Raw genomic sequence first — 10472 nt, 5'->3', positions numbered from 1 at the left:
ATAAGAATTCATAACTGAAGTTCTTCAAGGCCGTTCTCTAATTATAGAGAGCGGTCTTGTTGTTTTTATGGGGTAATAGATGTTCGCAACACAACTGACAGTTTTGGTTCGTTTTGTGTCAAGACAAAATGAACGGATAATTAACTTTAGTCACTTATTTTGTAGCCAACTACCCCGCATTCCTACTTTATACTAGTTTATTCAAAAGTATATCACTATAAATTATTTTTATTTTCCTTTTTAAACTCCGTTGGTGTTTGAGATGTGAATTTTTTAAATGCTGTATAAAAAGCAGCTTTACTATTAAAACCAACATCTAACGAAATTGCATAAATGGTATCTGGTTTAGGTTCTAATAGCTTTTTTTTAGCTAAATCTATTCTAAATCTATTAATATAATCAGGAAATCTCATACCTGAACTTTGATTTATTGCTTGAGAAATATGATGCACAGACTTATCTAAGCTTTCGGCAATTGTATTTAGCTTTAAATCAAAATCTAAATACAGTTTTTTTGTTCTAACTAAATCATCTATCTCATTAAAGAGTTCTGAAGCATCTTTTAATGATGATTTAACATATTTATTTTGGGTGATTTTAGGTAAATCTTCAAAATCTCCTGTAAATGCAAAAACTGGAAATTGAATGATAGAATACGTAAATACAAAAAAGAATAATGCGATTATCAAAGTTTCAAATTGCATACTTGATTTATAAATTTCAAAGGTAACATCGTTTTCTATAGTTACTCGAGTAATTACCTCTCCAATAATCACAGCCAATTGCAGTACAATGAATGCTAATAGTACTAAGTTAATCCAGTTATATTTAAACTTTTCTGTGTTGTTTAACTTAATATGAACAGGCGATTTTTTAAATCGTAAAAAAGCTAAAAAGAACAGAGTTATATTTATAATTGAAGTGATTAAAAATTCTAACTCTAATAGCTCGTCATAACGATTTTTTTTAGTGAACACTATAAACTCTTGTAATGAGCTATATTCAAAAACAGGTAAGAAAAACAACCATCTTAAAACAGTAAATATGCTAAATACAGTAAGCCATTTTTTTATATTTATCTCAGTTTTAATAAAAAGAGTCACAAAGTAATACAATAAAAAACCTAACAAATGAATAAATAGATATGATAACCCAAAATATGATGTTTGTCCTTCATATTTTATTGTTATATAATAATCTAAAGCGGTAAATGTGTATAAAAAAACAATAGCAGCAAGGACATAACGTATCTTTTTACTTTTACCTAACCCTGTTTTTCTGAATAAAATAAATATAAATAAAAGCGCACCAATAATTACACTTAGTAATGGTGCTATATCGAATAGATTCATACTACGAATCTAAAAAAAATAGAGCTAAGTTTAATCTTTATCAATATTATTTATGCGAATTTGTATTTCTTTTAGCCGTAACCAGTTTTGATAATATAGTGGTAATTCTGAAACACTTTCTATATATTGAAACACATACATTACTAATGCAAATAAAGCACCATATTGAACAACACCATCTTGTACAGAAAAAATAATTGATAATACTAAAAACACTATCAAGACTAACCACGAAAGAGAAAAGTTTAACGCTTCTAAATCTGATAATTTAATATTCCATTTCATCATCTTTTTAAGGTGTAATTTTAATAAAAATGGCACATTAGTCTCAATTACTTCCACTTGATATTCTAACTCATTGTTATACCCTTTATTTAATGCAATTGTTTTTTTACTATTAAGCCAATATATACAAGCTATTAATATTATACTCACTAAACAGCCTATAAATACTGTAGTGTTTAGTGTTGCAATTACAATAACTACACCAATAATACCAACAACAGATGTTATAATTTCTGGCATAGAATTTTCCATAAACTCTACCCATTCTTCTATCATACCTAATCTTGCTGTTTTTACAGATGATGAAAGCTTTATTTGTTTAGTTAATATATTTTCTCCTAAATCTTGATAGACTCTTGCATAAAATCTAGAATCGAAAATTCTTCTCCCTGTACCAATACATAATGCTAGTACACCAAGAACACCTAAATAAATAGCTCCTTTATAACTATGATTTATAGCATCTTCTACAGCATTACCTATAAATAGAGGAAACAAAATAGCTATTACTGTTTCTAATAAAATTAAGAACAATGTAAAACCATAGCTTAATTTATATTTTTTTATAGTGCTTTTAAGATTCATAGCCCTTTTTATACTTTTTAACAAAAGTGGTTTTTATTACATAGAATACAGATGGAATTAAATAGAGTGTTAAAATAGTTGAAGTAATCATACCACCAATAGTTACTATTGCCATAGGTGTTCTTGATTCTGCTCCTGCATTTCCAATACCCATTGCATTGGGTAGCATACCAAAAATAATAGCTACTGTGGTCATTATTACAGTTTTCATTTTTGTTCTTCCTGCAGTAATTGTGGCTTTATACAAGTTCATTTTCTTTTTATCCATTAAATAATCTGTGTAATCGTGTATTAAAATATCATCATTTACTACCAGACCTAATAGTGTAATAATTGCCATAAGCGACATAATATTCATTGTAGATCCAAAAACATACATAAAAATAAACACTCCAATCATTGCCATTGGTACAGTTGTAAATATTACAATTGGTTGCCAAAAACTTTCTACCAAAGATGCTAACAACATATACATTAATAAAAAAGCAATACCAAATGTAATCATCATATCTGTTGTAGCTTCGTTAAGCTCTTTTATATTACCCGCCCAAGAAAAGCTAACAGAATTTGGTAATTGTGTGTTTTCTATTAATGTTGAAATAGTGTTTTGCACATCACCTTGTAATGCATTCGGTGTAAGGCTCGCAGATATGTTTATAGTTTTAACCTTGTTATTATGCTGAATTTGCGAAGGTGATTCTTCATAAAAAACATTTGCTAACTGACCAACTGTATAAACACCTTGCTCTGTAAAAATGGGTAATTGTTCAATTTTACGTACAGAATTAATTTCGCTATTAGGATAACTTACTGTAATGTCATACTCTTTACCATCTTCTTTTAAAACTGTTGATTTAATACCATTTACAGCATTTCTAATAGTTAAAGCAATATCTAAAGATGTTAAGTTTAATTCTGCCAACAGCCTATTGTTAGGTTTAAAATGAATTAAAGGATTTCCTTTTCGTAAGCTAGATTCATAATTTAACAGTCCTTCAACATTTGCTAGTTCTTTTAAAATAATAGCATTAGCTGTATTTAAATCGTTTTGATTATTAGATTTTAACATAAATTGAATAGGTGCACCATCCTCAGCACTAGCTGTTGATACAGATGCAATTACTTTTGGTATGGCATCTAACTTTTTCTTTAAACCTGCTGCGAATTCAGAGTTCGAAAAATTACGCTTATCTTTTTTTACTAATTTAAGTTTGATATTTGCAAAGTTTTCACCAACAGTATAATCATCTTTTTGTCCAATAATAGTTAAGATAGATTGTACACCATTTACACTATTAATTTGACTTTCTACTTGTTTTATAATTTTTTCTGAAGCATTTACAGACGTTCCTGAAGGCATTTCTATCTGTACAAAAACATCGCCATTATCTTCTGGTGGTTGAAACTCAAATCCAATTGATGATAATAATTGCGTAGTACCTAAAAACAAAGTAAACATAGCTGCAAAGAGTGCAATAGGTTTCCACTTTTTAGATAGTAACTTAATTAATGATTTTTCGTAAACATTTTCTAACCAATCAAAAAATCTAATAGATAGTTTCGCTAAACTATTTGGCTTGCGTTCTTTTTTTATTAACACACTTGCTAACATTGGTGTTAGCATAAATGATACAATAAGTGAAAATATGGTTGCTGCAGAAATGGTAAGTGCATACTCTTTAAAAAAAGCACCTGTAGATGAGGTCATAGAAGCTATAGGTAAAAACACTACTAAATTTGTACCTGTTGATGCGATAACTGCCATCATTACCTCTTGTGTACCTTGTATAGCTGCTTCTTTAATTGGAATTCCTGTATTACGTAAACGAATTATATTTTCTAACACCACAATTGAATTGGAAACTAAAGCACCAATAGCTACCGAAAAGCTCATTAATGTCATCATATTTAATGAACCACCAAAAAGTTTTATAGCAATAAAAGTTCCCATTAGTGATACTGGAATTGAAACACTAACAATTATTGTTGTTCGTACATCATTTAAAAAGAAAAACAATATAATTCCAGTAATGATAATACCTAAAATAATATTAGTTAACGCATCATCTACAGCACTCTCCACATATTCTGAAGTATCAAAAGGTACACTTAAGGAAACTTCTTTAGGAAGCTCACTTTGCATTTGTGCTACCAAGTTTTTAGCTTCTTGAGCTACAATTACTGCATTAGCATCTGTAGTTTTCATTATACTTACGCTTACAATATTAGTATAGCGTTTTTGCTGAGTTGCATCGTAAAATATTGCTTTACCTTGAACCGTTTTTACTGAATCTGATACAGTAGCAAAATCTGTGATTTTTTTAATACCAAATGGTGTTGAAATATAGCTATTAGCGATATCGTTTGCTGTTTTGTAATTTTCACCAACTGTTACAGATGCTACTCGGTTAGTATTAATATAACTACCGCCAGAAATTTTATTATTAGTTGCTTTTAAGTATTCTGAAATTTCTTGAATACTCATACCCATATCATACATTGCTTTTTTGTTAGCAAGTACCTTTATTTCACGTTCTTCACCACCATATAATTCTATTTTAGATACACCATTAAGTTGACTTAACTTGTTTTTAATTTCTCTGTCTACATAATCGTAAAGTTGCCTACCAGATAATTTATCTGACGACACGACTAAATCTATTACAGGCGCATCTGATAGTTTGTATTTAAATACCAAAGGTCTTTCTGCTTCTTTTGGTAAATCTGGTATTACTAAATCTAGTTTGGTTTTTACTTCGTTTAGAGCTTTATCTGGATCTGTACCATTATTAAATTCTACAGTAATCAATGAAGCATCAGGCATTGAAAACGATTTTAACTCTTTTAAACCGCTTAATGTTGCAACTTCCTTTTCAATTTTATCAGTAATTTCTTTTTCAATTTCTTCAGGTGTAGCACCAATATGCACTGTATTTATAATTACAGCAGGAATTTTTAAATCTGGAAATAGGTTTACTGCCAACCTATTGTATGTCATATACCCAAATATTACCAATGCTAGAAAGAGCATTGTAGTAGTTATAGGCCTATCTATAGCGAGTTTTGTTATTTTCATAGTTAGTACTTATTAGTTTTTGATAGAAATTGCAGTGCCATCACTTAACTTATCAATGCCTGATAACACAATTTCATTACCACTAGCCAAACCATTTATTACTTCAACTTCAGTTTCTGACCGTTTTCCTATTACAATATTTTGTTGTTTAGCAATACTATTTTTAACTACAAACACATAATGTTTTCCACTTTGTTTTCTAAAAGCATCAATAGGAATCCATACACGCTCTTTTGGTTGTCCTATTTCTACCATAACATCAATCGTGTTACCTGCATACACTACGTTATATGTATCAAAACTTGCTGTAACCATAAAAGCACGCCTTTGTTCATCTAACTGCATCGCTTTTTTTGATATTTTACCGTATATTTTTTCTTTATTAATTATAAAAAATACATTAGCATTTATGTGTATATCCTTAATTTCGTTGGGTGTAACATAAAATTGAACTTCAACTTTACCTTGTTGCGCCATACTAAACACAGGCTCTCCTGCATTAATCTCTTGTCCTACAGTAACGTGTAACTGAGTAATGACACCTGTAAATGGTGCTTTAATAACATTTACATTATTTAATTGCTGTAATGTTTTATTTTCTATTTCAAACAGAGCCTTATAATCATCAACTGAAACTTTACTTACTGCGCCTGCATTGAACAATTCAATTTGTCTATTGTAATCTTTTAAAGTTTTATTTTTCTGAATTCTTGCTTGCTCTATTTGTAATTGGTAATCTATTGGCGGATAAGTAACAATGCTTTTACCTCTTAAAACCTTTTGACCAGGTAATGCATTTAACTTAGTTACCACACCAGCTTGTTGTGCAACAAAATTGGTAGATTTTGAAAACCGAAGTGTCCCAAAATATGACTTTAAATCATCTCGTTTTTCTAATTTTACTGCTTTTGTTTCTACGATAACTTTAGTTAGCTCAGATTGTATTTCTTGTTTTGTTTCTGTATTACAAGCGCTAATAACAAATATCAGTAACAACATCAGATAAGTGTATTTTGTTCTCATTATATATTGTTTCAAAAAAGTTTTATTTAATTGTTCCTAAAATGCGTTTTATTTGAAGTGATGCTATATGAAGTTCTAGATAATCGTTTAATAACTCTAACTTACTTTGTAATAACCTTAATCTTACTTCTTTATAGTCTATAGGCGTAACCACACCTAGATGAAGTTGTTTGTTATATATTGCTATTTCTTTTTGATTTAAGGCAACAGTAGATTTTCTTATATCAATATTTTCAATTGCTGAGTTATAATCAATTTGTGCTGTATGTAGCTGCTTTAAAAATTCAGCTTTTTTCTGTTGAAATTTTACTTGAATAACATCTTTCTCAATTTGTGCTTTTGCTAATTCAGCTTTATTTTTCCCGCCAGAAAATACAGGAATACTTAAACGTAATTGACCAAAGAAGAGCTTATTTTTATTGTTATTAAAATTAAACCTATTGTCTTGTCCGATATAGTTATAACCTGTAACTAAATTGAGTTTTGGATACCAAAATCTTTTTTTAGATTTAATATTTACTTCAGAAATCTCAATCTCTTTTTTTAAAGATTGAAGATGCGGTTGGTTATTTATCTTATCAGAATTAACAGACAACTGTACATTAACAGTGATTGACTCTAAATTATCAACCAGTACAAATTCTTCTGTAAGGTCTATATTTGCTATTGTTTTTAACTCATTAAGCAAAGAATTGTATTGTTTTTTTGCTTTGTTAAGAGCAGGAAGTGTTTCTTTGTAAAGTGCTTCAGCTTGATATAATTCTAACTTACTTACCGCACCTTTTTTATAAACAGACTCAATTTGATTAAACTGTAATTTTGCCAAATTTGCATCTTCTTCAAGTACAGCGATACTTTCTTTAACTAAAATAGCTTGCCAATATAAAATAGATGCTTGTGTTATAATTTCATTTTGAGCTTGCTCTATATTTATTAGGCTTAGCTCATCAGCTAGTTTAGCTATTTTAAGTGAAGCTATTACATCACTATCATATAATACTTGTGTTATTGTCGAACTGAAATCGACTGAGTTGTTAAAATTGGTTCTTAATTGTGTAATACTACCATCGAACTCATCACTTATAAAAAGGTAATTTTTATTAAAATCACGTTGATAAAACCCTTCTAAAGACACGCTAGGCAACCATAATGAACGTGCTATCTTTTTATCTTCTTTAGAAGATTTTATTTGATAATTTGCCTGTTTAAGATCTAGATTATTATTCTTAACTAAATCAATGTAACTTTTTAAGTCAAGTTCTTGTGCTTTTAGAGTTGTACTAAAAATTAAAAATAGACCAACTGTTATTTTGGTAACTATTTGAAAGTTGTTAATCATTTACATCAAATTTCAAACAAGCTTTCTTTGTAATACTTGTTTATTATTTTTGAGCAAATGTATTTGTGCTATACTTAATTAAAGACTTTCCCTATAAACCTAGATAAATTTCCTATTAAAAAAAGTGTCTTGATTTATAGGGATATATAATTAGCTTGTTTTTTTAGCCTTAAAGTTATGAATACTGAAAAGGGAACAATATTAGTAACTAAAGTAAAAGGAAATCTCGAACACATTACTATTAATGTTTGAAAAAACAAATGCGGAGAAAGGTTTAACAGAACAACAAATTCAGTCAATTTATACAAGCTATATAAATCTAATTAACGAAGATAATAAAGAAAAAATAATACAATGGATTTCAGAATCTCTTGCAAATAGTGTTCTCGCTAAGGATTTTGAAGAAGTAATATCTAAACAAAGTGATAGTAAAAAATTTGATTTACTAAAGCTACTAATGAGATTAGATAAAAACGTATTAATTGAAAATATCATTACAGCTATTCTTAAAGATATTGAATGTGATAAAATAAATGAAGTCTTTGAAAAAATTGAGGAGGAAAAGGTCAGTAAGGATATTGTCATTAAGTCTATAAAATCTACTTTAAGAGGAATTGACCGTGAAGATTCCAATTTCGAATGTCTTATAGAATCATTTTCGAAATCAAGCTTTTCAGATAAGGTAATTCACAATTCAATTGCTGAAAAAATTAAAAATTTGTTGGCAAGAGATGAAAATGAAGAAATTCTTTTTGCTTTAAAAGTTATTGGCAATTTGGAAATTAGTGATTCTAGAAAGTTACAGGCAATTAAGACTCTGATACAAGATATTAATGAACAAAATTTTGAAGGAGAAGGCTTAGAATTAATAAAACAAATGAAATCTGAATATAAATAACGCTGTACAACAATAACTCCTATGAAAACAAATAAAAAGGAAGGGAATGGAGCTTATCTTTGTGTTGCAAGCAACACAAAGATAAGCTCCATAGTATTACTTTCCAAACAAACCGTTTTATGTCCAGTTTATTAATTAAAAAACTGGACATTTTTTTCTATATTTGTTTAAAAAAAACACTTGAAAGTAACTGAACACATAAGAAACACAATAGATCGTCTTCCAAGAGGATATATTTTCACTTATAAAGACTTTGATGTTGATGTAAACAAAAAAGAAGCAATCATCAAAGCCTTAAATCGCATGGTAAATTCAGGCAAAATTGAAAAATTATCAAAAGGAAAGTATTTCAAACCTGAAAAAACCCCTTTCGGAACTCTTCAGCCTAGTCAAGAACAAATAGTTAAAGACTTACTAAATGAAGATGGTAAGGTGGTTGGATACCTAACAGGCTATAGCATATATAATAAATTAGGGTTAACAACTCAAGTTAGTAACATAATACAAATAGGAAAAAATCAAACTCGCCCTAAATTCAAACGAGAGCGTTACACTATATCATTTATCAATCAAAAAAATATAATTACCAAAAAAAATATTCCTCTGCTACAGATTCTAGATTCAATTAAGTATGTAAAAAAAATACCAGACACTACCATAAAAACATCTTGTTTAAGATTTTTGGAAATAATTAGGGAATTAAGTTTAGATGATAAAAAAGAATTAACACGGCTTGCTTTAAAATACCCACCATCTACAAGAGCTTTATTAGGTGCATTATTAGACGAAATACAAAATAAATCAATAACAATTAGCCTGAAAGAATCTCTAAACCCAATTACTAAATATGAGATTTCTGGGGCAAAAAAAGTATTAACTAACGCTTCTAACTGGAATATTATATGAAACTTCATCTAGACAAAAAGCTATTTAGACAAGCTATACAGTTTACATCTGACCAAATGCAAATACCAGCAATATTTGTAGAAAAAGACTATTGGGTAACATATGCTCTTTTTACAATATTCAACGATAAAATTGGTAAAGACACTGTTTTTAAAGGCGGAACAGCATTATCTAAATGTTATAACATAATTGAAAGATTTTCAGAAGACATTGATCTAGTCGTCTTAAGAAGAGAAGGAGAATCAAATAATAAACTTACTACTAAAATAAGAACAATTAGTAATGTAGTGAATAATGTACTGCCAGAAATAGAAATAGCAGGTTTAACTCACAAGATGGGAATGAATCGTAAAACGGCACACTCATACAGTAAAGAATTTAACGGTAATTATGGTCAAGTAAGAGATGCTATTGCGGTAGAAGCTACTTGGCTTGGTTACTTTGAACCCTATACTACTAAAAGTGTTTGCTCTTTTGTAGGTGAAATGATGATGAACAATGAACAAATTAAAATCGCTAAAGAACAAGATTTATTACCATTCAATGTACTTGTTTTAGAACCAAGCAGAACTATTTGTGAAAAAATTATGAGTTTAGTTCGGTTCTCATATGGAGAAAACCCTATTAAAGATTTAAAGAACAAAATTAGACACGTATATGACTTGAACCAACTTCTTTCTGAAGAAGAATTACTCACATTTTTTAAATCAGAAGAATTTGACAAAATGTTATTAAAGGTTGCTCAAGATGATGTAGAAAGCTTTAAAAACAACAATGAATGGTTGAAAAATCATCCTCTTAATTCTTTAATATTTAAAAACCCTGAAAAAATATGGAGCGATTTAAAGGTGACATATGAATCAGACTTTAAAAATTTGGTTTACGGCTCTTTTCCAGATGAAAACGAATTATTAAATACTTTAATCCTTATTCAGAAAAGAATAACTTCCATTCATTGGAATATCATATTATAAAACAAATAAAGATAAATACACAACAATGTGTCCT

The 10472-nt window shown here is 28.9% G+C and carries 8 protein-coding genes; 3 read left to right on the top strand and 5 right to left on the bottom strand.

Annotation, left to right across the window (positions count from 1 at the left end; genetic code table 11):
* Window positions 1–215: 215 nt before the first annotated feature.
* From GGR32_RS10580 to GGR32_RS10560, 5 genes are read right to left on the bottom strand one after another with little or no spacing between them, the layout of a single operon-like run.
* A complete protein-coding gene (locus tag GGR32_RS10580) occupies window positions 216–1352 on the bottom strand; it encodes a helix-turn-helix domain-containing protein (RefSeq protein WP_183478174.1) in 1137 nt (378 codons plus the stop codon).
* 30 nt (window positions 1353–1382) lie between these two features.
* Window positions 1383–2222 carry an ABC transporter six-transmembrane domain-containing protein gene (locus tag GGR32_RS10575; RefSeq protein WP_183478173.1) on the bottom strand — a complete coding sequence of 280 codons (840 nt, stop codon included), beginning with the start codon at window positions 2220–2222 and terminating at the stop codon, window positions 1383–1385.
* Window positions 2212–5298 carry an efflux RND transporter permease subunit gene (locus GGR32_RS10570; protein WP_183478172.1) on the bottom strand — a complete coding sequence of 1029 codons (3087 nt, stop codon included), beginning with the start codon at window positions 5296–5298 and terminating at the stop codon, window positions 2212–2214. Before GGR32_RS10570 ends, GGR32_RS10575 begins: the two co-directional genes overlap by 11 nt.
* Before the next feature lie 12 nt (window positions 5299–5310).
* Window positions 5311–6321, bottom strand: a complete 1011-nt coding sequence (locus GGR32_RS10565; protein WP_183478171.1) for an efflux RND transporter periplasmic adaptor subunit — start codon at window positions 6319–6321, stop codon at window positions 5311–5313.
* A 22-nt stretch (window positions 6322–6343) separates the two neighbouring features.
* Complete coding sequence (locus GGR32_RS10560; protein ID WP_183478170.1) at window positions 6344–7660, bottom strand: TolC family protein; 1317 nt, start codon at window positions 7658–7660, stop codon at window positions 6344–6346.
* Window positions 7661–7904: 244 nt separating this feature from the next.
* On the opposite strand from GGR32_RS10560, the gene GGR32_RS10555 reads away from it, so the two are divergent.
* From GGR32_RS10555 to GGR32_RS10545, 3 genes are all read left to right on the top strand, one after another.
* Complete coding sequence (locus tag GGR32_RS10555) at window positions 7905–8558, top strand: hypothetical protein (protein ID WP_183478169.1); 654 nt, start codon at window positions 7905–7907, stop codon at window positions 8556–8558.
* A 180-nt stretch (window positions 8559–8738) separates the two neighbouring features.
* A complete protein-coding gene (locus GGR32_RS10550; protein ID WP_183478168.1) occupies window positions 8739–9464 on the top strand; it encodes a type IV toxin-antitoxin system AbiEi family antitoxin domain-containing protein in 726 nt (241 codons plus the stop codon).
* On the top strand, window positions 9461–10438 hold the full coding sequence (locus tag GGR32_RS10545) for a nucleotidyl transferase AbiEii/AbiGii toxin family protein (protein WP_183478167.1): 978 nt from the start codon (window positions 9461–9463) through the stop codon (window positions 10436–10438). The genes GGR32_RS10550 and GGR32_RS10545 overlap by 4 nt, the downstream gene beginning before the upstream one ends.
* Window positions 10439–10472 lie beyond the last annotated feature (34 nt).

It is taken from the genome of Mesonia hippocampi, assembly GCF_014197445.1.
GTDB classification, from domain to species: Bacteria; Bacteroidota; Bacteroidia; order Flavobacteriales; family Flavobacteriaceae; genus Mesonia; species Mesonia hippocampi.
This window is presented reverse-complemented; position numbering and strand designations above follow the sequence as displayed.